At 41.9% G+C, this 24,492-nt stretch carries 16 protein-coding genes; 6 read left to right on the forward strand and 10 right to left on the reverse strand.

Going from position 1 to position 24,492, the window contains the following annotated elements; translation table 11 throughout:
• Nucleotides 1-204: 204 nt before the first annotated feature.
• A complete protein-coding gene (locus tag AC6I7V_RS09025; RefSeq protein WP_498010711.1) occupies nt 205-2,136 on the forward strand; it encodes a methyl-accepting chemotaxis protein in 1,932 nt (643 codons plus the stop codon).
• Between the two features lie 160 nt (nt 2,137-2,296).
• Here the strand turns inward: AC6I7V_RS09025 and istB are convergent, their stop codons facing one another.
• Both istB and istA read right to left on the reverse strand, forming a co-directional pair.
• Entirely contained in the window at nt 2,297-3,037 is a 741-nt protein-coding gene (istB, locus tag AC6I7V_RS09030) for an IS21-like element ISVch3 family helper ATPase IstB (protein ID WP_046225198.1), read from the reverse strand.
• Between the two features lie 10 nt (nt 3,038-3,047).
• Nucleotides 3,048-4,580: an IS21 family transposase gene (gene istA, locus AC6I7V_RS09035; RefSeq protein WP_046225199.1), complete on the reverse strand. Its 1,533-nt coding sequence runs from the start codon at nt 4,578-4,580 to the stop codon at nt 3,048-3,050.
• Between the two features lie 396 nt (nt 4,581-4,976).
• Between istA and AC6I7V_RS09040 the strand changes: the two genes are divergently transcribed.
• Complete coding sequence (locus tag AC6I7V_RS09040; RefSeq protein ID WP_498010713.1) at nt 4,977-5,600, forward strand: LuxR C-terminal-related transcriptional regulator; 624 nt, start codon at nt 4,977-4,979, stop codon at nt 5,598-5,600.
• Here AC6I7V_RS09040 and AC6I7V_RS09045 read toward each other — a convergent pair.
• From AC6I7V_RS09045 to AC6I7V_RS09065, 5 genes are read right to left on the reverse strand one after another with little or no spacing between them, the layout of a single operon-like run.
• Nucleotides 5,597-6,478, reverse strand: a complete 882-nt coding sequence (locus tag AC6I7V_RS09045) for a LysR family transcriptional regulator (protein ID WP_498010715.1) — start codon at nt 6,476-6,478, stop codon at nt 5,597-5,599. The genes AC6I7V_RS09040 and AC6I7V_RS09045 overlap by 4 nt on opposite strands.
• Nucleotides 6,479-6,513: 35 nt before the next feature.
• The gene (locus tag AC6I7V_RS09050; protein ID WP_255230315.1) at nt 6,514-7,914 is read right to left on the reverse strand and encodes a GGDEF domain-containing protein; all 1,401 of its coding nucleotides are present in this window, start codon (nt 7,912-7,914) and stop codon (nt 6,514-6,516) included.
• Nucleotides 7,915-7,926: 12 nt separating this feature from the next.
• On the reverse strand, nt 7,927-8,538 hold the full coding sequence (locus AC6I7V_RS09055; RefSeq protein ID WP_498010716.1) for a response regulator: 612 nt from the start codon (nt 8,536-8,538) through the stop codon (nt 7,927-7,929).
• Nucleotides 8,535-9,704 (reverse strand): EAL domain-containing response regulator, encoded by a 1,170-nt coding sequence (locus AC6I7V_RS09060; RefSeq protein ID WP_498010717.1) that lies wholly within the window; start codon nt 9,702-9,704, stop codon nt 8,535-8,537. Before AC6I7V_RS09060 ends, AC6I7V_RS09055 begins: the two co-directional genes overlap by 4 nt.
• Nucleotides 9,697-13,173, reverse strand: coding sequence for a hybrid sensor histidine kinase/response regulator (locus AC6I7V_RS09065; RefSeq protein WP_498010718.1), 3,477 nt, complete (start codon nt 13,171-13,173; stop codon nt 9,697-9,699). Before AC6I7V_RS09065 ends, AC6I7V_RS09060 begins: the two co-directional genes overlap by 8 nt.
• Before the next feature lie 292 nt (nt 13,174-13,465).
• Between AC6I7V_RS09065 and AC6I7V_RS09070 the strand changes: the two genes are divergently transcribed.
• Nucleotides 13,466-14,659 (forward strand): ISL3 family transposase, encoded by a 1,194-nt coding sequence (locus tag AC6I7V_RS09070; protein WP_255229689.1) that lies wholly within the window; start codon nt 13,466-13,468, stop codon nt 14,657-14,659.
• Nucleotides 14,660-14,755: 96 nt separating this feature from the next.
• Here AC6I7V_RS09070 and adhE read toward each other — a convergent pair whose 3' ends face one another.
• Nucleotides 14,756-17,461, reverse strand: coding sequence for a bifunctional acetaldehyde-CoA/alcohol dehydrogenase (gene adhE, locus AC6I7V_RS09075; RefSeq protein WP_498010719.1), 2,706 nt, complete (start codon nt 17,459-17,461; stop codon nt 14,756-14,758).
• A 638-nt stretch (nt 17,462-18,099) separates the two neighbouring features.
• On the opposite strand from adhE, the gene AC6I7V_RS09080 reads away from it, so the two are divergent.
• Entirely contained in the window at nt 18,100-18,738 is a 639-nt protein-coding gene (locus tag AC6I7V_RS09080; RefSeq protein WP_255230309.1) for a YchE family NAAT transporter, read from the forward strand.
• Between the two features lie 128 nt (nt 18,739-18,866).
• On the forward strand, nt 18,867-19,703 hold the full coding sequence (locus tag AC6I7V_RS09085) for an ion transporter (RefSeq protein ID WP_498010720.1): 837 nt from the start codon (nt 18,867-18,869) through the stop codon (nt 19,701-19,703).
• A 155-nt stretch (nt 19,704-19,858) separates the two neighbouring features.
• On the opposite strand, the gene asd is transcribed toward AC6I7V_RS09085, so the two are convergent.
• A complete protein-coding gene (asd, locus tag AC6I7V_RS09090; RefSeq protein WP_498010721.1) occupies nt 19,859-20,977 on the reverse strand; it encodes an aspartate-semialdehyde dehydrogenase in 1,119 nt (372 codons plus the stop codon).
• Nucleotides 20,978-21,481: 504 nt separating this feature from the next.
• Here asd and nhaC point away from each other — a divergent pair.
• A complete protein-coding gene (gene nhaC / locus AC6I7V_RS09095) occupies nt 21,482-22,918 on the forward strand; it encodes a Na+/H+ antiporter NhaC (protein WP_498010722.1) in 1,437 nt (478 codons plus the stop codon).
• Between the two features lie 93 nt (nt 22,919-23,011).
• Here the strand turns inward: nhaC and AC6I7V_RS09100 are convergent, their stop codons facing one another.
• A complete protein-coding gene (locus AC6I7V_RS09100) occupies nt 23,012-24,457 on the reverse strand; it encodes an Hpt domain-containing protein (protein ID WP_498010723.1) in 1,446 nt (481 codons plus the stop codon).
• Nucleotides 24,458-24,492: the final 35 nt, after the last annotated feature.

A 24,492-nucleotide genomic window follows, 5' to 3' on the forward strand; every position in this document is an offset into this window, starting at 1 on the left:
AAACCTGTGTACAACAACTAAGGAAAGTTACATATCCCGTTAAGAAACAGACTTATTTAGCGTAAGAAAACCCCTACAAATCCAGAATTATACTTTATATTCATATAGTTAAAAATAGATTCGGTAAGTGCGTGGTTTTACACACTCCTACATATTTTTTATCTTTGCTACGACATTATTTACCACAGCCAAAGATTTGATCTTATGTTCAACCGTATAAAAAAAATATCCCATAAGTTTTTACTTTTAATCGCTATTAACTCCCTTGCTGCCATTACTATCGCTATTGTTTCGTTCAATTCGATGGATGATATACAAGAGAGCTTCTATTCATTTAATGACCTCAACCATCACGCTATTAACGCATCTGAGATCCAAGAAACCCTTTTGACAGCACGAGTCAATGCTCTTACCTACAGAGTGTCACAAGAAGATATTCATATTGATAAGGCAATCTTACTCATCAATTCGACTCAATTGGAGATGACCAATGCACTTGGACAAATGACAGATCCTAAGGAGAGTGCGCAGTCACTAGCTATCATTGAGAACCTTGACCAATACAAACAGTTACTGATGCGCGCCAATGAGCTCTCCGAAATACAAGGGGAATTAGCCGACAATTTAACGATGATTGATCGTGAAACTCGCCAAGTGATTAATGTATTGAAGAAAAATTCTGAACATGACTTAGAATTGTTCAAAGCAACCACTCGCATAGAAAGCCATTACAGAGAAACCATTCAACAATCGACCGAATATTTATTGAGCCACGATTTAGAAGATTACGACAGCTACAAGAATTCCCATTCAAACCTACTAGACGAACTTGACGATTTTAATAAAAACTTTCCAGACATCGAGATGCCTCGTTTAGCGGCATTGTATGGCAGCATGTTTGAGAAGATAACCGAAGTCAAAGATATTCAACGTGAAAACAATGATGTTTGGAATAAAGGACTTAACGTTACTGGAGCGAAAATAGCTGAACAACTCGAGTTGATCAGCTCTCATGCTTTCTCTTTGCAAAAGAACCATGCTTTGCAAATTCAAGACGAAATTGACAACGCGATTTTATGGTTAGTTGCCATTATTAGTGTCTCAATGCCAGTGGTATTTGTATTAGCTCACTTCATCTCCAAGAGCATCACCCGCCCGGTTGAGTTTGCACGAAATCATACGCATAGAATGGCGTCTGGCGAACTTATCCAATGGTATGAAATTGAAGGTTCAGATGAAATATCGCAAATGAGTGCCTCTTTGCGCGACATGGAAGCGAAGTTTTACAACATCGTACGTGAAATAACTCAATGTTCTGAATTATTAGCATCAGCTTCCGAAGAACTTTCATCTATCAATCAACAAGTTTTAATCGGCTCACAAGAGCAGCAATTAGAAACTGAGCAAGTTGCTACTGCAATTAATGAAATGTCTGCCGCAATCAATGAAGTCGCTAGTGGTGCAAGTATGGCTTCTACAGAAGCAGAATCAGCAACACAACAAGCTGATATTGGTCACGATATAATGGTCAATGCCATGAGTAAAATTTCTAGTCTTGTCCTTCAAATGGGTGAGCTTAGCCATGAAGTCAGTACGCTTCGTGTCGGGACGGAAGAAGTCAGTGACGTAATGGAAGTCATTCAAACCATTGCCGAACAAACCAACTTGCTCGCGCTAAATGCGGCGATTGAAGCGGCAAGAGCTGGTGACCAAGGTAGAGGGTTTGCAGTCGTAGCTGATGAAGTCAGACAATTGGCTCAACAGACTCAAAAAGCGGTTGAGAAAATCGGAGAGCAAATCTCAACATTGCAGAAGAACACACATCAAGTTGTGAGTTCCATTGATGAGAATCAAGCAATGCTGGCTGATACTGTCACTCAAGCTGAATTAGCCAATGATGCATTCTCTACAATCAAAGACCAGATTAGCCAAACCAACAACCTAAATACACAGATTGCAACGGCAACCGAAGAACAGAGTACGACGGCAGAGATGATTAACCAAAGCATTATTATGGTTAAAGACCGCGTAGAACAAACTGTATCTATGACCAATGATAATAACCAAGCTTCCAGTGAACTGGCTAAAATGTCTGTAACTTTAGCGGACAATATCAGCTTCTTTAAACTCAAGTAGTTCTTTAATGTCAGTTTTAGTCGTTACCAATCCGATAGGTTTTCAATAGACAAAAGCATATGTAGATAGAGTGAGCCACCCTGCGTATTTCGGTGATTGCGATCGCTCGTTTCGGTTTATTCCGATCACCTGATCCTGCCGTTTTTCTCTCTTCCTATTTTTACTCTAAGTGATCGGATTGCGCCAGTTTTCTCATTGACTCACCTCCCAGTTCTATTCGATGGCTATTGTGTACTAGCCGATCCATGAGAGCGTCTGCGACAGTAGCGTTGCCGATCATGTTGTACCACTCCTTTACAGGTAATTGGCTGATGACGATTGTGCTGCTGTTTTGGTAGCGGTCTTCAAGCACTTCTAACAAGTGACCTGCATGCTCTTGAGTCAGTTTTTCCATCCCCCAGTCGTCTAGGATCAGTAAGCCTTTCTTAGCCAGTGATTGAAGCTGTTTTTGATAGCTACCATCCAGACGACCTGCGGTTAGGTCATCAAGCAAGCGAGTTAATCGGTAGTACCTCACCGTTTGTTGTTGGTCGCAAGCGTTGGTCGCCAATGCGCAACCAAGATAGGTTTTGCCTGCGCCTGTTGGGCCTGTGATCAAGATGTTCTGGTGCTTGTGCAGATAGCCACCAGTTAGAAGTTCGCTCATCTGCTTGCGGTTAAGGTTTCGCCCCTCCTTGTAGATGAGCTGACTCGGCTGAGCATCCACTCTCAGCTTGGCTTGCCGTTTTAGCCGTTGGATTTTGGATTGGTTGCGGTTCAAGATCTCACTTTCCAGAAGCAGGCTTAACCGTTCTTCGAAGTTTAGCTCTGCGTAGGTAGTCAGTTGTTCTTGTTGCTGTTCTAGCGCTTTCGCGGCATGGCTCAAGCGCAGGGTTTTTAGTTGGTCATTGAGTGCGTTCATATCTTTTCTCCTAGTGATAACAGTTCGGGCCACGAACATTGCTGTGAACAAGGTTCGGTGTGCTCGTGTTGTCTTTGCTCAGTTGGCCTTCACGATTGTGCTTCAACAGGTTGTTAATGAAGGTGTAGTTGGTTTTTGTCAGCATCAGCGCATCTTTACAGGCTTGCTCTAGGCGCGATTCACCATGGGCTTTGCTTAGGTTGAGTAACCCGAGACAAGAGCGATAAGACTGCTCAGGATGGGGCTTGGAGTTCAGCATCTTGTTGACGACTTCTCGTGTGGCTGGGCCGATATTGGCACCCCAGTTGAGCAGGCGCCCTGGCGACCACTTCTGATGTTGATGATTACTCGGCATGTGCTCTGGTTGGGTGCTGTTTCCGCGCTCTCTTTGACTACGTGGATGCTGAGCGATCAAGTTGCCTTGGTGATAGATCTGCACCAGACGGTTGGAGGCTTCCAGTTCGACATGGTGACCAACAAGTTGATGTGGCACCGAGTAGTAGTGGCGGCGATATTCGATGTGATAGTCAGGCCCGACTTTGGCTCGTTTGGTTTCAGTATATAGGTAACGCTGTTTGGGGAGGGGCTTTAACGCAGGCTTATCGAGTTTCTCGAACAGCGCTTTACGACTTGCACCATACTGCTTCATTTCACGTTGGTTTAAGTCGTTCATAAGATCACGGATAGCGAGATTGAGTTCCTTGAAGGTGTGGAAGGTTTGGTGTCTTAACCGCATCATGATCCAGCGCTCCACTAAGAGCACAGCATTCTCGGCCTTGGCTTTGTCTTTGGGTTTGTAGGGGCGGGCTGGCATTACGGCTGTTTGATAGTGATTCGCCAGTTTTTGATAGCTGTCGTTAAGCCTTGGCTCATAACGGTTAGCTTTGGTGACCGCGCTACGTAGATTATCGGGAACCAAGAGCTGTGGTACCCCACCAAAGTGCTCGAACGTATTCGCATGCGCTTCTAACCAGTAAGACTTACCTTGGCTTGGGAAGGCTTCAACATAGGTGTAATTGGACGCGCCCAAGGTCGCCACGAACACTTCTGCTTCGCGCACTTCACCTGTATCAGGGTTGACTACTTGAAGTCGAGGTCCACAGTAATCGATAAACAACTTGTCACCTGCAACATGGAGCTGACGCATGCTGCGCTTTTGGGTTTTGAACCAACGAGTAAAGTGCTCGCAGAACTGAGTGTAAGCGTAAGCTTGCTCTTGATATTGCTCATGGTATTCCTGCCAGAGCAACATCTTCGTCATGCCTTTACGTCTGAGTTCGACTGCGTATTGCGTGAAGTCTGGCATGACTTTATCGCGACTGGTTTTCTTGCCGTGATACAGAGCTTGAGTGAGATCAGTATCGCTACAACTTTCAGGTAGAGGCCAACCAAGTTGACTTTGTCTAAAGCGAGTCAGGAGTTCCGATATGGTGGAAGGGCCGAGTTTAAGGCAAGAAGCGATGCTGCGATTTGAAAGACCGCAGTCGTACTTAAGGCGTAATACCTCTTTGATTTTCTTCATTGGAGTTCTCTTTTTTGCCATTGTCGCTTCCTTACCTTCTTGTTTAAGAAGTAAAGAATAGCGAGCTATTGATTTAAAAGAGAAAAAGGTGGGATTTCGGGCATTCCGATCGCGGTTTTCGCTATTCCGATCGCTGATTTCGGAGTTAGGCTAAAAGTGATCGGATAATCGCGGAATCGGCGATCGGTTTAAACCGAAATGGGCGATCGGATAATCCCGAAATGACTGATCGGAATGCTCCGAAATATGCACCACCCACTTTCACTCTATCTCTATCTCTATCTCTATCTCTATCTCTATCTTTATCTCTAGAAAAACGTTCACTCGCGATCTTTCCATTTCGTCAAGTGAGGTCTTCCAAACATTCCTTTATAAATTCGATATATTCACCATTTCCTGCATCCACAGAGATTAAAAATGTTAAACACTCAACCTAAACGTTGCTTAGTTATTGACAGTTTTCCACTCGTAAGAGAGACACTAACCCAACAATTACTTAGCCTAGAAAATGTCGCTGAAGTGAAAGAATCTAGCTCCATTGCAGACTCTTTATCGCTACTTAAAAAGGAACGCTTCGACTTGTTAACAGTGGATGTGGAGTTAGGTCAAGAGAGTGGATTTGAGTTGATGAAAAGGGCAAAACAAACAGGCTACCAAGGTAAGATTCTGTTTATCTCAAAGTTTGATTACAACCTACATTCCGCTTTAGCGAAAAAGAATGGGGCGAATGGCTATGTGAGTAAAACAGAGCCAACCTTTATTGTTCGCGATGCAATGTTACATGTTTTACGTGGCTATAATTTATTCAAGCAAAGCGAATCAGATTTCAACATCAGCCCTGATGATCTTTCAAGTAGGGAACTGACCGTTTTTCAGTACCTCGTCAAAGGTTACAGCAATAAGCAGATAGCTGAAATACTCTTCTTAAGTGAAAAAACCATCAGCACATATAAGTCTCGCGTGCTCGCGAAGTTTTCAGCTTCAACGGTAGTTGAACTCATCAAAATTAATGAGATTATCTCACTGAATAGTGCCCACTAAACGATAACTTCCTTGATAATACGAATCAACGCATCGTGTAATGGGTTAGTTCGGTTTACTAAACGACAGCAAGTAACAATAGGAACCTCAAATGCAAATTTACTGGGAACCTCAATACTCTTAAAGTCAGAATTTTCCATGACGCTTTCTAGGCTCATCACGGCCATGCCATTTTGATTCACTAACTGACACGCCACGGCGATATCATCGGTTTTTGCTTGATAATCAAAGAAAATCCCTTTTTTTGCACACTCATCGGTAAATCGGTGATGCTCGTCATTCCAACCAGGGACACGAAAAAAAATAAACGGAAGTTTGACTGCTTCTTCCCATGAATTCACATCGCTAGTCGCGGAAACAACGACAGTGGCTTTTGTTGCAACGACACGAGCTTGATAAAGAGACTTTCTACGCGCTTCATTGAAAAAGTTAATACCTACTTGTACACGGTTATCCAAAATGTCATTTTCAGTTTGAGATGACCAAGTTTCAATAGAGATCATGGGGTTGGGAAACTTTGCTCTTATCGCATTGTAGATCTCTAAGCCATACCGCTCCATAGTTAAAGAGTGAATGGCGATACGGATAGTTTCGTTATGCTCAGTAGTAACAAATGATTTCGTCTGGTTTAATGATTGATTAAGTAACTCTAAGCCTTGATTCACCCCAGGCATAATACTATCGAGAAAATGCGTTGGTTCTAGTACCCCCGCAACTCTCACAAATAATGGGTCGTCAAAATGAGCTCTTAAATGAGCTAAGCGCTTACTTACAGCACTTTCGGTTACCCCCAGTGTATTCGCGACGGCTTTCATACTTCTGTATCGGTAAAGTAAAGAAAGTTCTCGTAGAAAGTTGTAATTCAAGTCGTTGATCATTATTAATTCCAATAACGAAATCGATTACGTATAGCTTAACTTAACTGAGTACTCTTCTCCATAGGTGCGTCGTTCTCTTCATAGTTGTTTTTTTCCTTATATAACTCTGAATCTGCTCGGCTAATTGCAGATTCTAATGATTCACCAATATGCTGCTCTACAACACCTATGCTAATGCTGATGTTAATGTGACGAAAAGCTACCTGTGAAGAAGCGACCGAATTATTGAGTTTTTCCGCAAGAATATAGGCCATATCCACATTACAGTTGGGCAACAGAGCCAAAAACTCATCTCCTCCGGTTCGAATAAGGTAGTCACTTTCCCTAAAAATGCGTTTCATACATGAAGATATATGCTTAATCGCCTCATCACCTACAGCATGACCATAGGTATCATTGATTTTTTTTATTCTGTTTCCATCAATAGCAAGTATAGATAGAGAATATTTATCGGTTAACTGCATAAATGATTCATCTCTAAAAATAGCTCTATTATATAAACCTGTTAACTCATCCCTAGTTGCTACCCTTTCTGCATCTTTCAATTTCTCTCGTTTTATTCCAAGTTCATTCACCTTCCAGAGTAAAGTAAAGACAAAGCAGAAAATTATGCCATTTATCCAAAGTGTATCAACAACCAGTTTTGTGAAGGGGATTTTGTAGATTAACAGAGAGCGATTATCTGTAACGAACTCCAATACATAAGAAAAATCAGAGAATGGGTAATCGCGCTCTTCAATAACTGTCGCATTATAAATACCTTTTTCACGAGTTGAGATCTCTTTACCTTCTAAAATTTCTTTACCGTCTACGTATATATCAACCAGATACTCACCAATAATTTCTCCAGAATAGTATACTGGCGTTGTAATACTCAGCGTCGCACGGTTTGATAGCAAGTCTCGATAAATAGGCGAGACAATCACGCGGTCAATGAGTTGATTCTCAGTCGCATTCAGCGTGCAAGTTCCGGTGACCTCGCATCTTTCGAGCGAAAAAGCGTCCTCTTTTACAACTAAATCATCAAAGGCTCGGGTAGAAAAGAGCTTTCGGGTCTTAAAAGAGCGATAGAGTATCGTTATGTTCGATTCAATGCTCTGAGGATCAAGTTTTACCATGTGATTCATGGTGTCATAAATAATGGCTTCTTGCGCTGATAATTCAGAGTTAGTTGCACCATATTGATATATAGCAGATGAACCTTTTATCGATATTCCGCTTTGTTCTTTTTGAGTATTCGAGGAACTTATTGCCTCCTCAGTCAACATCCCTAAAAGTATAAGTTTTGATTTGTTGCCAATGAATGAATTTTTGATTGATTGAAACTTTACTGATTCCTTTTCAATAAAATCATTTACTGTATAAAAATTCACAAATACAGATATGAACAGTGATAGCAAAAGAGAGTTAACTAAGTTATCCCTCAGTCTTTTCATCAAGGGCCTCATTTAACATTCGCTCGCTTTGATCAGTTCTACAATGCTATTTACTTTATATTTATCCAATATTCTTCGTTTATAGGTACTAACCGTTTTGGCACTCAATGACAATACGTCCGCTATATACTTGTTTGATTTACCTTGAACTAAGTAGTTAAATACTACTATCTCCCTTTTCGAAAGTTCGGCCTTACCTGAATTATTGTTATTATTTCTAAACTTAAAAATAGAATATCCTTTTGCAATACTATCTATTGCATCCGAGATTAGGTGAAAGTTTTCTGATTTACATAGGTAGCCATCGGCACCCATTTTAAATGCAGTGTTGATGTGAATGGCGTTATCGCTCGACGAGATAAACAATACTTTACCCTTATAGCCATGAGCTTTGGCTCTTCTCAAGAGGTCGAAACCATCAGAATCACCTAAATTCACATCTAAAATTAACAAGTTAATGGGTTTATTTTTTAATATTTTATGTGCTGTTATTCCATCGTTAACACTTGTTACGGACTCAATATAATCAATACTGTTTAATAATGTTTCAATGGCCACACATACTAATGGATGGTCGTCTACCACCAAGCAGTTCACTAACTCTTTATGTATCACAACTTTCATTCCCCGATTACTGAACATAAAGGTGTTAATTCCTCTATCGGAACGGGTTTACCCGTGAAATACCCTTGACAAATATCTACACCGAACTGGTGAACCAGATTCCAAGTGTTTTGATCTTCTATACCTTCGGCAACAGTCTGAATATGTAATTTTCTTGCTAGATTGGCGATTGCTTCTATTATGGTTTTTTTAGTTTCATCATTAATACAATCAGTAACAAAACCTCTATCAATTTTCATCTCAGTAAAAGGCAAATGTGCCAGTTTAATGAGCGATGAATAACCCGTGCCAAAGTCGTCAATCGATACCCCTACTCGATGTAACCGTAACCTAGCTAAGTTTTTGAGTATATTAATACTATCGTTGTAAACGTCTGTTTCAGTTAATTCAATGATTAAGCTTGCAGGATCTACATTGAATTTCTTACAAGAGCCGAGTAAATGGTCAGAAAAGTGACAGCTGTCTATGTTGGCTTGTCCAACATTGATGGATACAGAACAAGTTATGTAGCCTAAAGAAATATCCGTAAGGGCATTAGTTAGCACGACATCAAACAATTCATTATCCATTCCAAATTTTTCTATTTGCGTAAGAAACACATACGGAGGAATTAAACCTTTCTGTGGATGGTCCCAACGAACTAAGGCTTCTACACCAACAAGTTTCTTACTATTGAAATCAAATTGAGGTTGATAGTAGTTAATCAATTGTCCTTCACTAATTGCCTCTTTCAACTCCAACTGACTAGGTAAATACAAGTCTTCCATACTCCCTTGCTTTGGTCGGCTATTGACAAAGTCATTGAGTAACTTCTCCAAATCATCACTTTGGCAAGGCTTACTTAGCTCTCGAACAAAGTCAAATTTCAATTGTTGGCAAAGGTAACCAACCGTATTTAAAACCGAAGCATCAACCGCACTTAATACGACTATCCCTCCGCTATATCCAACTTCACTTAATTCAACAAGCAGTTCAACTCCGTCAATATCTGGCATGTTAAGATCAACAAATATCAAGTTGTACTTATTTTTCTCACCAAGTTGAATCGCATCTCTCCCTGATAAGCAACTATTGACATCAGTTATTCCTACATCACGTAAAACCCACTCCAAAACATGAAGTTGCAATGGCTGGTCGTCGACTATGAGTATTTTTATGTTATCCATTTTTTTTACACCACGATTTAACTCTAGTAATTTCAATATTCATTTGTCTCTTTAATTCTTGCCTGCGAGTACCGATTTCTGAGGTAACCGCTGTTTCTAATTCGCTAGCGCACTTTCCCAAGTCCTCAACACCAACAGCGAAACAGCCACCTTTAATTCTATGAGCGATTGAGCGTATTTCTTTTTCTGATTCGGCCAAGGTTAACGCCTTAAGATCTTCTTCCATGGAGGTCTCAAATATGTTGGCAATGGTGATCGCTTTCTGCTTGGAGAACGAGTCCAGCCATCCAGTCTCCTGTCGCAATCCTTTCAATTTTTGGTTTTTTATGTTTTGCACATGACTCAAAGGCTGATATAGCTCATCAACTCCATAAGGTTTATGAAGAAGGATATCGAAGGAATTCTGTCCATTTTTCTTTTCAGTTAATCTCGGATCTTCTGCCGTACAACCGATAATGAAGAGATCAGCTAACTTTTCATTTGAACGAATAATAAACGCCAATTCATATCCATTAAGTATTGGCATATGGCAATCCGTAATCAGTGCATCAAAGTTATTTTCAGGCTGAGTCAATAGCGCGTATGCTTCTTGCCCATTGACACAAACAACAGGAGTAATACCCATTTCTTGCAACTGAATTTTCATTAAATGACGATTAATCGCGTTGTCTTCTGCAACCAGAACCTTCAAATTAAGTGCTTTGAACTCTAGCTGCTCGGCTATTGGCGTAACTGGTTTCACACTAGAAGCTTCATCTGATTCACGCTTAGTTACGACTGTAATAGGTATTGTCACTTTGATGGAAGTACCGTGGTTTAAGGCGCTCTCAGCCATTATTCCCCCCCCCATATTAGTGACAAGTTGTTCGACAATACTTAAACCTAGCCCTGTTCCTCCATAGCTGCGTTCAATTGAATTATCGGCCTGTGTGAATGGCTTAAATGCATCATTGAGTTGAGATGTAGACATGCCGATCCCAGTATCTTTGACAATGAGGTGCAACGCGCTTTCAGAAATGTAACTGCGTACATTGATACTTCCCACTTGAGTAAACTTAATAGCATTCGAAAGTAAGTTGTTTACGATTTGCGTTAGCCTAACACCATCAATCATGATGAGATCTGAGTCATTCGAAGTCACATCGACATCAAACTGTAGGTCTTTGTCCAAGGCCCGAGATTCAAATGGCTTAGTCGTTTCATTCATCAGTTGAACAAAGTTCAGCTCTGTAGGCTCAATTGAAAGCTCATTGGCATTAAGCTTTGAGAAATCCAGTATTTCATCGACCAAGCGGTTCAAGTGCACACAGGATTGCTTTGCCAGCGGGGTGATAAGCGCGATGCTCTCATCTTGGTTATAACGCTCAATCATCTCTAGAGAACTACTTAAGGCAGCGATTGGGGTTCTTAACTCATGGCTCATTGTTGCGAGAAATTGCTCTCGCATTTGCGTTGCAAGCTCTGAAGCTTTTTTAGCTTCTATCAATTGCTCTTCATACTGCTTTTGTTCTGTCACATCATTAAGAATAGAAAGCACATAACCTTTACCACTGACCGGAGAGCTAAGGTTTTTCCTCGTCCTTTCAAACTGTTCGATACCAATTGCACAACTCTGAGCTTGGCAACTGTCTGTTACTGACCCACTACTTTCGATGAGTTGTTGAGTACTACACACAGCATGATTATCATTACTGTTTTGAGATAATAATGAGCAGCCTAAACACTCGTTATCTAAGTATGATTTACAGTTACTTTGTGCAATTTCATCCTGTTCATCTTGAATGAAAATCGTGCTTGGTAGCTCTTCTATGATGCTTCTCAACCACTCTTTTTCTGATTCAGCTGATTCTGCCAGTTGTTGTGTGACTCGCATTTTCAACTTCAGGTTTGCGATTGCAAAATAGATTAACGTGCCCACAAAAAGAATAAACGACAACACGCCACCAGCGATGATATAAACATCATGCTTATCAAACCCGTGCACAACTTTAAATTGGCGATACCCATGCTTTAGTTTCTCGACTTCATTATTATCAATAGTATTTAGTACACTGTTTATTAACGCTTGTAGTAATACGTCGTTTTTCTTCATAGCAAAAACAAGATCAAGCTCAATCGCATTCTCTGGCTCAAGCAAGAATTGATCGTTTCTATCTTGTACTACTAATGATTGCGTTATGTCCTGTGGTAAGTAGGCAATATCTATCTTGTTGTCAGTGAGATCTTTCATAAGATCTTGCACGTCGTTATAGGGAACGACTTCACCCTTCACAACCATTTTTATATATGAAAATTTTTTGGAACTTGAGTTAGTTAATACCCCAGCTTTTGACTTGTTATTTTTCGGTTCAAGCATCCTAGCCACGAACCCAGGGTTTTTAATAACAGGCCAATATACTTGAGTAAAAAAAGGCTCTGACGTAATGTATTTTCCATTATCAATCTTCATACCTTTCACGATAGGAGAAACTTTGATATCTCCCCTCTCTAGCATTTGTAATGCGGTGTAATGATCTGATTGCTTGAATGAAAACTGTATGCCTGATCTTGCTTGTAATAACTCCATAAAATCATGGAAATAGCCGTCTACCTCACCTTTTGAGTTTTTAAATGACAGTGGGTATAGATCAAACTGCATTGAATATTCAATATCGCTCTTGTGGACTTGCTTATAAGTACGTGCTAATTGCTCACTCAAGTGATAAGGGTTCAATGAACGTATAGAAGGTTGATTTAGGCCTTTACTTTCTTTTTTAAGCACTCTATCTATCAATGCAATCAGCTGTTTTTGATTTTTATTTCCAATGGCATGAAGTGTATCTGTCTCTAACCAGTCTAGAGTTTCGACAACGCCTCGAATAACATCATGATTATTGAGGTAGGAGTTGATAGAGACAAAATTGGCAGCAATTGCATCAACAGCTCCGCTATTTACTAATGTGATAGCTTGGTCAAAATTCTGGACTGATATAATGTTCGGTATTTTTTTCTCTTCGAGAATTTCACAATAAAAAGAGCCTTTAACACAGCTCCAATTCAATAACTGTGGAGAGATGAATTGTGCTTTTTTATTGCGGTACCAGATTGCTACGCTGCCATTAAAAAAAGGTTCTGAAAATAGGAACACATTGCTCCTTTCATTTGTATATCGAACACCTAATGCAATGTCTACATTGCCTGCTTCTACCGCATCCAATAAAGCATCGACTGATGGGTAAGGCTGATATTCAAGCTCAAAACCTAGTATTTGAGCGATATTCTTCATATAGTCATTGTTGATCCCAAAAGAAGTACCTGATTCGTAACTTGTGGAATATGGCGCCCATGTATTTGGTAGCAAACCAACAGATATAACACGGTGCTCTGCAATAAACTCACGCTCTTGAGAGTTGAAGGTTAGATTTTCTGTTTGAGAATAAGAAAAAAAAGAGACAACAATGAGGGATGCTAAAAGAATTAACGAACGCATAAAAATACCAAACTTAACTAAGAAAGGTAGATTACCGCCTAGCCAAAGCAAGTCAATTTGGCCGCATTGAAGCGGGATTTATAAGATGTTGATTTTTATTAATTTTATTGAATTATGTAGGAAAATCCCTACAACCAAACCATCCTCTCCCTACAACGATTACACACTCAAAACCTCATACTTGTACATTAAAAAAAGGTTCATCGCGGATTAGCGGGAACTTAAAACAAAAACGGTAGTAAGTGATATGGTTTAGTCGCCAAACAAAAATCATACACAAACTACCGTTTCCATGCCGAATCATACTTTCCTATCTTCATTCTGGGAAGGCTTTCAAATAGTAAAGTCTCACCAGACAGCAACACTTATTACCCTTACTCTTAAACCTAACTCTGAAGCTAAATGCCTCTGTGGTCTTGAAGCCGAAGCTATCCATGAGTATCAATGGCGTCATGTAAAGGATGCCATGTTACTCGGTGTTCCAGTTGAACTTTCCGTTCAAACTCGAAGGATTAAGTGTCGCGACTGCGGCATAAAAACAGAGTCTCTATCTTGGTTAGAGCCTTATGCTCGCATAACGAAGCGCCTAAAAAGCTATATAGAACAACTATTACCTCTTCTCCCTATTAAGCATATCTCCCAGTTAACGAGCGTTCATTGGCACACAATTAAAGAGATAGATAAACGCCGGCTTAGACAAGTTGTACCGTCAATAAAATGGGAAGATCTAAGGCAACTCGTCATGGACGAGTTCGCCATCTTTAAAGGACATCGATATGCCACGGTCATCGCTGATGCTAAAACTCACCAAGTCATTTGGATAGGATTAGGTCGTAGCCGCAAAGACATACGACCGTTCTTCGAGCAATTAGGCGAGCATGGGATAAATATCGAAGCCGTCGCGATGGACATGAATACGGCTTTCGATCTTGAAGTTCAAGCGCACTGTCCGAACGCAAAAATCGTTTACGACTTATTCCATGTTGTCGCTAAGTTCGGTCGCGAGGTGATGGATAGAGTTAGAGTCGACCAAGCTAACAAACTTAAGCAAGACAAAAAAGCGAGGCAATGGGTGAAGCGTTCACGCTGGGTACTGCTGAAAAATAGAGGCAACTTAAATACACGCCAAGAAAGCTATCTTAGTGAAATATTGAATATCAATAAGGACTTAATGACCACATATATACTCGGAGCACAACTCAAAGAGCTTTGGTATTGTGAATCAGAAGGGCACGCTAAGGGGCTCTGGGACGCGTGGTGGGAACAAGTGCAAGAGAGTGGGATCAAGCCATTAAAAGAGTTCGCACGAAAACTCAGACCATATCTTCACGGGGTTATCGCATCGGCAAGTTATCCGTTAAATACCTGCACGCTTGAAGGGATAAACAACAAGATAAAGCTAATCAAGCGAATGGGATATGGTTATCGAGATACTGACTACTTCTTCTTGAAGATAAAAGCGGCTTTCCCCGGAAAGCCGCGATGAACCTAAAAAAAGCCCCAGTCTCTCGACTGGGGCTTTGCTCTTTTCCCGATTGTAGATTAACGTGCTAGCGAAAATCTATCTCAAAACTGAACCTAATTAAGCGTCAGCTTTTTCTTTTTTAGCTTTTGGTGCTTTAGCTTCTGCTGGTTTTTGGTCAGCTTTCTTAAGGATTACAGTAGTACCTTCGAAAGTTTCGCCTTCAACGTAAGCTTGGCCGTGGTAAGACGCTAGTAGTACGTCTTTAAGCTCAGTGATTAGTGGGTAACGTGGGTTCGCACCAGTACATTGGTCATCGAACGCTTCTACCGCTAGTTCATCAAGCTTAGCTACGAAGTCAGCTTCAGAAACACCCGCTTCTTTGATTGACTTAGGAATGTCTAGGTCGCCTTTCAGCTCGTCTAGCCATGCTAGTAGACGTTCAATCTTCTGAGCAGTACGGTCACCAGCTTGGCTTAGGCCTAGGTGGTCAGCAACTTCAGCGTAACGACGACGTGCTTGTGGACGGTCGTACTGAGAGAATGCAGTCTGCTTAGTTGGGTTATCGTTCGCGTTGTAACGTACCACGTTAGAGATTAGTAGTGCGTTCGCCAGACCGTGTGGTAGGTGGAACTCAGCACCAATCTTGTGCGCCATAGAGTGACAAACACCTAGGAATGCGTTCGCGAATGCTACACCAGCGATAGTTGCTGCGTTGTGTACTTTCTCACGAGCGATTGGGTCGTTTGCACCGTTCGCGTAGCTTGATGGTAGGTACTCTTTAAGCATCTTAAGTGCTTGTAGAGCTTGACCGTCTGAGTACTCGTTCGCAAGAACAGATACGTAAGCTTCTAGAGCGTGAGTTACTGCATCGTAACCGCCGAATGCTGTTAGAGACTTAGGCATGTTCATTACTAGGTTAGCATCAACGATAGCCATGTTTGGCGTGATTTCGTAGTCAGCTAGTGGGTACTTCGCACCAGTCTTGTCGTCTGTAACAACCGCGAATGGCGTAACTTCTGAACCCGTACCTGAAGTTGTAGTGATACATACAAGCTCAGCTTTCTTACCCATTTTAGGGAACTTGTAGATACGTTTACGGATGTCCATAAAGCGCATTGCTAGTTCTTCGAAGTGAGTTTCTGGGTGCTCGTACATTACCCACATGATCTTCGCAGCATCCATTGGTGAACCACCACCTAGAGCTAGGATTACGTCAGGTTGGAAGCTCTTCATTGCTTCTGCACCTTTCTCAACAACAGATAGTGTTGGATCCGCTTCTACGTCGAAGAATGTTTGAACTTCGATACCTTGCTCTTTAAGCAGTTTAACTACTTCATCAGCGTAACCGTTGTTGAATAGGAAACGGTCAGTTACTAGGAATGCGCGTTTCTTACCTTCTAGGTCGCTCATTGCGATTGGAAGGCTACCACGACGGAAGTAGATAGACTTAGGTAGTTTGTGCCACAACATGTTTTCAGCTCGCTTAGCTACAGTTTTCTTGTTGATAAGGTGCTTAGGACCTACGTTCTCAGAGATAGAGTTACCACCCCAAGAACCACAACCAAGAGTTAGAGACGGTGCTACGTTAAAGTTGTAAAGGTCACCGATACCACCGTGAGTAGTTGGGATGTTTACAAGGATACGTGCAGTCTTCATCTTGTCACCGAAGTAACGGATGCGGTCTGCGTTAACGTCTTGGTTAGTGTAAAGACCAGATGTGTGACCGATACCACCGATTTCAACCATTGTTTCCGCTTGGGCTACCGCATCTTCGAAGTTGTCAGCACGGAATAGACCTAGAGTTGGAGACAGTTTCTCGTGAGCGAATTCGTCATCGATCGATACTTTACCAAGGCCTTCACCTACAAGAACTTTAGTGTCTGCAGGAACTTTAACACCAGCCATTTCAGCGATTGCTGGAGCAGGTTGGCCTACGATTTTCGCGTTCAGGTTACCGTCGATTAGAAGTACTTTACGTACTTTGTCAGCGTCAGCTTTAGATAGGACGTGAGCTTTGTGAGAAGCGAAACGCTCTTTTACTTCGTCGTATACTTCGCTAACTACGATAGCTGCTTGCTCAGAAGCACATACTACGCCGTTATCGAAAGTCTTAGACATTAGGATAGAAGCGACAGCACGTTTGATGTCAGCTGTTTCATCGATAACTACAGGAACGTTACCTGCACCTACACCGATTGCTGGCTTACCAGAAGAGTATGCTGCTTTAACCATGCCTGGACCACCAGTTGCAAGGATAAGTGCGATACCGTCGTGCTTCATGAGAGCGTTAGAAAGCTCTACAGATGGTTGGTCGATCCAACCGATGATGTCTTTTGGAGCACCCGCTGCTACTGCTGCGTCTAGTACAAGTTTCGCTGCATCGTTTGTAGAGTTCTTCGCACGTGGGTGTGGAGAGAAGATGATGCCGTTACGAGTTTTAAGTGAGATAAGAGACTTAAAGATCGCAGTAGAAGTTGGGTTAGTGGTTGGTACGATACCACAGATGATACCTACAGGTTCTGCGATAGTCATTGTACCTAGGTTGTCATCTTCTTCTAAGATGCCACACGTTTTTTCGTCTTTGTATTTGTTGTAGATGAATTCTGACGCGAAGTGGTTTTTGATTACCTTATCTTCAACAATACCCATTCCAGATTCTGCTACCGCTTGTTGAGCTAGCGGGATACGAGCATGGTTAGCTGCAAGAGAAGCTGCGCGGAAGATAGCATCTACTTTTTCTTGAGAGAAAGTTGCGAACTCTTCTTGTGCTGCTTTAACGCGTGCTACTAGAGCATCTAGTTCAGCTAAGTTAGTTACAGGCATGGTGGATCTCCTAAAATAATAAATATTAAAAACTTTTTATTAATTTCACTGTGTCGTCACTCGGTTGCCAACAGCGTTCTTAGTAAATTGCTTTCGGAACTGAGTATATTATTTCATTGTGTGAAAAAAATTGACCCAGATCAGTTACCCAAAAAGAATTAACCAATAAGTGGTAAGGCAATCGCAAAAATATCCATAAACTCATGATTTATATAGACTAATATCACAATTTACACTCGTATAAAAAACAAGCACATAGATATTTTTCTTCTAATTAATGTCATATTCTGTAAAAAAGTTTCATTTTTAATCAGCTCAATTACATGTACACGGCAAAAATTGTGCTACTGAGAGTATATCCATCCCATTGCAACGGATGACAAACTGTCATAATTTTTATTAAAAGCGTGCGCGAGCTAACATTTGGTTCAAATCAAATTACAATACGAAACACGAAATACCACATTGCAACATTCAAATTACAGATCTATCACTCAATTAGTTTTTCTAAAAACCAGCCCCCTTTTCAGGTTAGTTTTTTTCATTCGCACTCTTTGAATTTGTCCCTTACATTACGCACTCTGATATAAGTCAGATCAACGTCACTTTACTATTCACGCTAACTGGAGATCGCTCTCATGCAAGGTTTAGAACTCGCAATCTTTCTGCAATTCTTCCTTGGGCTTGTCGCTGCTGTAAACCCTATCGGTATCATGCCTGTTTTCGTTTCTCTCACGGCTCATATGCCACCTGAAGAGAAAAATCGAACAGCGCTACAGGCTAACGTCGCAGTAGCGGTTATATTGATTGTGTCATTAATAGCAGGACAAATGCTGTTGGACATGTTCAGCATATCTTTGGACTCGTTCCGAGTTGCCGGTGGTTTACTGCTTCTTAGCATTGCGTTTTCAATGATGAGCGGCAAGTTGGGTGAAGATAAGCAGAACAAGCAAGAAAAATCGGAATACGTTAGCCGCGAGCAAATCGGTGTTGTCCCTCTTGCAATGCCTCTGATGGCAGGGCCAGGTGCGATCAGTTCAACTATTGTTTACGGTTCTCGCTACCCAGCAGCCATTGACACCATAGGTATCGGTATCAGTATCGTCGCTTTTGCAATTTGCTCATGGTTACTGTTCCGCTCCGCACCCGTGATTGTAAGGTTCCTAGGTCAAACTGGAATCAACGTGATCACACGTATCATGGGTCTGATCCTTGGTGCTCTGGGTATTGAGTTCATCGCCAATGGCCTTCGTAACCTATTCCCTGGTTTAGCGTAATCAAGAATACGTTTAACCAGCGCTGATACCGATATCGAGGCGAGTAAAGTATAGGCTTTCACTCGCCTCATTTATGTCAACCAAGTATGATATTGAGTAGGTCATTATAAAAAGTACTCTTTACCATCATGTCTCGACACTCTCTTAAACATCACCTATATATCATCATTTTTGGTACACACACCCGAGCAGGGCGTGTCTTTGATATCTCATTGCTCGTAGCGATCATTGCTTCTTTAGTAGTTTTGATTCTTGAATCACTGCCTATGATGACAAATTGGTCACAAGAACTGCGTTACATTGAATACACATTTACCGCGCTGTTTACCATTGAGTATCTATTGAGACTATATTGCTCACCCAATCCTAAATCTTATGCCACCAGCTTCTATGGCGTTGTTGACCTCCTTGCGATTTTGCCCACCTATTTAGCGATACTCATCCCTAGTGCATCGTTCATGGGCGTGGTCAGGCTGCTGCGGGTAATGCGTATATTCCGCATCCTAAAGCTCGTTCGCTACCTGCAAGACTCTAACATCCTTTTGCGTTCGCTGCTGATGGCTAGGCGTAAAATCCTGATATTCTTTAGTACAGTTGGAATTTTGGTTACCATTTTTGGGTCGCTTATCTTTGTTATCGAAGGGCCTGAGAATGGATTTACTAGCATTCCCCAAAGTATTTATTGGGCCATTGTTACAATTACAACGGTTGGATACGGCGATATCGTTCCACAAACCGTGCTCGGCAAAGCCATTGCATCGCTAACCATGCTATTAGGTTACTCAATCCTAGCTGTACCTACTGGCATTATTACCGCTGAATTGAGCAATGAAATGAATGCGCATAAACAGCTAGTGAAATGCCCCAACTGCAATCGCTCAGGCCACGACTCAGATGCCCTTCATTGCAAATATTGCGGTGGTGAATTGGCTGATCCTGATAAACGAGTTGTGGTTGAGGATTGAGTAGGAGCGGATTCGGGATTCGAACGGCGAGATGCGAAAGGTTTTAAGAACAGATTTGGTGCCGAACAACGGGATATCAAAAACTAAAAAGGGTTGACGTTTATCGTCAACCCTTTTGGATTTCTTGACTCTTAGAGCTTTAGTAATCTTACTAATTACGCCTTCTCAGCAAGGATGATGCGTAGAGTACGACGTAGAGGTTCTGCAGCACCCCATAGTAGTTGGTCACCTACTGTGAATGCGTTTAGGAAGTCGTTACCCATAGACATCTTACGTAGACGGCCTACAGGTACAGACATAGTACCTGTTACTTTCGCTGGTGTTAGCTCTTGAGCCGTAATATCACGCTCGTTTGGAATCAATTTAACCCAGTCATTGTGCGTTGCGATGATCTCTTCGATCTCGTCCATTGGAACGTCTTGCTTAAGCTTGATGGTCAGCGCTTGAGCGTGACAACGCATCGCACCGATACGTACACAAGTCCCATCGATTGGAATCGGTTGACCGTCTAGACCGAGGATCTTATTCGCCTCAACGCCCGCTTTCCACTCTTCTTTGCTCTGGCCATTTTCGCGCTTCACATCAATCCAAGGGATTAGTGAACCTGCAAGAGGCGCACCAAATTGATCTGTCGGGAAAGATTCTGAGCGGATGGTGTCTGCAACCTTCTTATCGATATCAAGAATAGAACTCGCAGGGTTAGCAAGCTCAGAGCTTACGCTGTCGTTGATAACACCCATTTGTGAGATCAGCTCACGCATGTTCTTAGCACCCGCGCCAGAAGCTGCCTGGTACGTCATTGCGCTCATCCACTCAACCATACCTTTTTCGTAAAGACCACCTAGCGCCATAAGCATTAAGCTGACCGTACAGTTGCCGCCAACAAACGTATTGGTGCCACTGTGAATGCCTTGTTGGATTTGCGCCAAGTTCACTGGGTCAAGAGTAATAATAGAATCGGCATCCATTCGTAAAGTAGATGCTGCGTCGATCCAGTAACCTTTCCAACCTGCTTGTCGCAATGCCGGGTAAACTTTTGATGTGTAGTCACCGCCTTGACATGTAATCACAGCATCAAGTTGCTTTAGGCTATCAATATCGAATGCATCTTGCAGTAGACCCGCATCTTTACCACCAAGAACAGGGGCTGGGATACCGATTTGAGATGTACTGTAATAAACAGGTTCAATCAGGTCGAAGTCTCGTTCTTCCACCATACGTTGCATTAGTACAGAACCAACCATACCACGCCAACCAACTAGACCTACTCTCATCTCGAACTCTCCATGTTTAAAAATTAATTTACTCCCCCATCTTTAGTTTTTCAGTAACAGAACTCAAGTGCTTTTTGTCAAAAAGTGTAACTTTTTCGTTTCTTTTCGGTGAACGTAATGAATATACGAGTTATCTAGGATCAGATTCACTCAGCTAAAGTACAGAAAGCACACACCAAATGTCTTTTCTCAGGTTTTCGAACGACCATGTAGCTCAAACTAAAATCAATACGAACAAATTCCAGTCAGAAGTTATCTCTACAAAAAGCCAAAATACGAAATAATCGTTCACATGACGAAAATAACGTGCAACAAAAATCAACATTATTAAATCATTAATTTAACAAATAACCAGTTTTTGATACTAAAAACGAGACAGTAATTAGTTAAGTATCACAACTTTAATGTTATTTTTCGATATAATCATCTTATTAATGTAGTGTCCAATTCGTACCCCCACACTATAACGAAGCACTATAATGCTCGAAATAATAAGAGGCTTTTATGCAGCAGAGTAAAACTCGCCTACCGAACTTGATGCAGGTTTTCATTTCGTTAGGGCTATTTTTGTCCCTCGCGTTTTCTTTTACAGCGAAGCTTGATCTTCCTATCCAACTCGCGCTGTACATCGGTTGGTTTATCATCATGGTTTTAGGTATTCGACTAGGCCATCAATACAAAGACTTAGAAAAAGCCGCACTCAATGGGATCTCTAATGGCTTAGGCGCTGTTTTAATACTTTTAGCGGTAGGTGCGTTAGTTGGTACATGGATCTCTGGTGGTATTGTTCCGACCATTATCTACTACGGTTTGAAAGCAATTCACCCGTCAATTTTCCTACTCGCGACAATGATCATCTGTTCATTAACAGCACTCGCGACGGGCACTTCGTGGGGCGCTGCAGGTACAGCAGGTATTGCGATGATGGGTATTGGACAAGGCTTAGGTGTTCCAGCCCCAATAACTGCAGGTGCTGTACTTTCGGGGTGTTACTTTGGTGACAAGATGTCTCCACTGTCTGACTCAGTCATCCTTGCTTCTTCAATGTCTAACGTAGAAGTGGTCGAGCATATTAAAGGTATGCTGCCAGTTGCGCTCATCAGTTACATCATCACTGGCGTTATGTTTACAGCGTTTGGCTTCCACTATGCAGGCAACGTTGACATGAGCCAAGTTGAGTCTGTGATCAAGGCGATGGAAGTACAATTTTACATCACCCCTTACTCTTTCGTTCCTGTTCTAATTGTATTGGGGCTGCTTGCATTCCGTATGCCTTCATTCCCAGTGATTAGCTTCGGTTCTCTGCTTGGTATTATTTGGGCAGTGATGATTCAAGAGATCGACTTCCTGACGGCATTTAATACAGCTTGGGCTCCGTTCTCTATCTCTTCCGGTGTCGAATTTATCGATTCAATCTTGAACCGCGGTGGCATGTCTTCAATGCTAGGTTCAGTAGCCGTGATTGTGTTTGGTTTGGGCTTTGGTGGTTTGCTCGATAAAGTGGGCGTACTAGAGACAATTGCAAAAGTGTTTGAGCGCCGCGTAAAGAGCGCAGGTTCACTCGCCACCAGCACCATTGGTACGGCTTTCATGGGTAACGTATTTGGTTCTGCAATGTACGTTTCTCTGATCCTTACTCCGAAAATCTGTGCTAAAAACTACGACCGTCTAGGTTACCAACGTAAGAACCTATCACGTAACGCAGAGTTTGGTGGCACCCTTACCTCTGGTATGGTTCCTTGGAGTGATAACGGTATCTACATGGCGAGTATTCTGGGCGTTGCCACTCTGTCTTACGCTCCGTTCATGTGGTTGAGTTTCATCTGTATTATCGTAACTATCGTGACCTCTTACATGGGATGGTTTGTAGATAAATGTGAACCTACAGCATCCACAGCGGAAACTGAAGAAACGCTAGAGTTGAACAAACAACAAGCTTAACCTCGCTCTCCCTCAAATGAAAAAAGAGCAACCACACTTAGTTTATTCCTTAAAAAGAAACCAGTGTCGTTGCTCTTTTATTTGCGCGGTTCTTTATGCGTGTTGGGATATATGATCTTTAGCCGCTTCTACCGTCGCATCAATGGCGAACTCCAATTCTTGCAATTCGCTTTCCTCTATCGGCTCAGACTTTTTCATCTTAGCTTCAACACGGGTCGAAACTTTAGCCAATCTTGATGCTTTGATACTACCAGCGACACCTTTTAAGCTATGCACAACACGGGCTGCTGCCACTGTATCGTCGGTTTTTAGCTCCATGAACTTGTTGAAATCATTGGCATGGTCTTCCACAAACACGCTCAAAAGTAATATCACCGATTCATGATCACCATCTAGAGTCTCAAGCATCTCCTCTATTTCAATCACTGGATTGTCATTGTCTATATCGATAAATGCAGCGCTCTGTTCTTTCTGTTGCAGTGGAATCACATTTTCCACCGCTACTGAATCAGCAACCGGTGTCGATATTGGATGATTAGACACTGACCCACCCGCCTCAACCACAGTACTCTCACTTGTCCTTTCTTCAAAAGTTGAAGTCTCAATCGTCGGCTTGTGCTCACTTTCAGCGGAGGTTGAATCACTTTCCACATAGCCTTTGAGTTCTTGCGGTTCTGAATTCTGTGTGGATGAGGTATCAATCGACTGGTTGTCATCAGACAGTGGTTGTTTATACTCATATGCTGCAGATGTGACCGATGTAAGGCGCACAAAAGCCAAACAGCCGAAGGCAAGAACACTTAAAACAGCCAGTGAGGTCAATATATAAAATTGACCTGAGTAGTATTGATTTTCCAGTACGATAATCTGCTCATTGACAGAGTTCTTTTTGATTCTATCAACCAAGTAATTGAGTTGAGCGTAATTTCCCAATAGTGAAGCAGCATCCGCGAGCAGTTGTTGCATCGCGTCTTGTTCCCCCTCACCCAACTGATAGGAGCGGTCTAAGATTGAATCGAATGCGCGGTAGATAGAAGAAGAGGTATGATTTTCTGAATACATGGCTTGGAACACGACAGTACCGAACTGATTCAACAGTGACTGCATTTGCTCAGAAGTATTTGAATCACTTCTCAACGCCTTAATATCTTCGACCAGATACTGAACCTGACTCTCTATCGGTATAAATTCATTAAACTTTTCTAAGAACTGGTCAACAACGTAAAGCAGTTGGTTTACATCTGGGCGAAGCCACGCGTTTTTGTAATCGGATTCAACTTGTAATCTTAGTGAATAAACGAGTTGAGCATCAAGTGCCATGTCGTTGATTCTTGAGACACGAAGTGGCTCTGAAAAATAGAGTGACTGCCTAAGTTCAGTCACACGGATGCCTAGCTCTTCAATCTGTTCGAGTGACTGGTTATAGGCACGACTTAAGTTCAGTAGCATCAGGGCTGGGATAAGCCAAGCAATAAAAACAACCGCTATGATTTTTGTTGTTCTTTTCACTGCAGACTGTGGTCTCATAGATAATTCCATCGACATTCCTTGTTGTGGTTCAATGATTCGACGAG

Source organism: Vibrio sp. KUL70 (assembly GCF_059725515.1).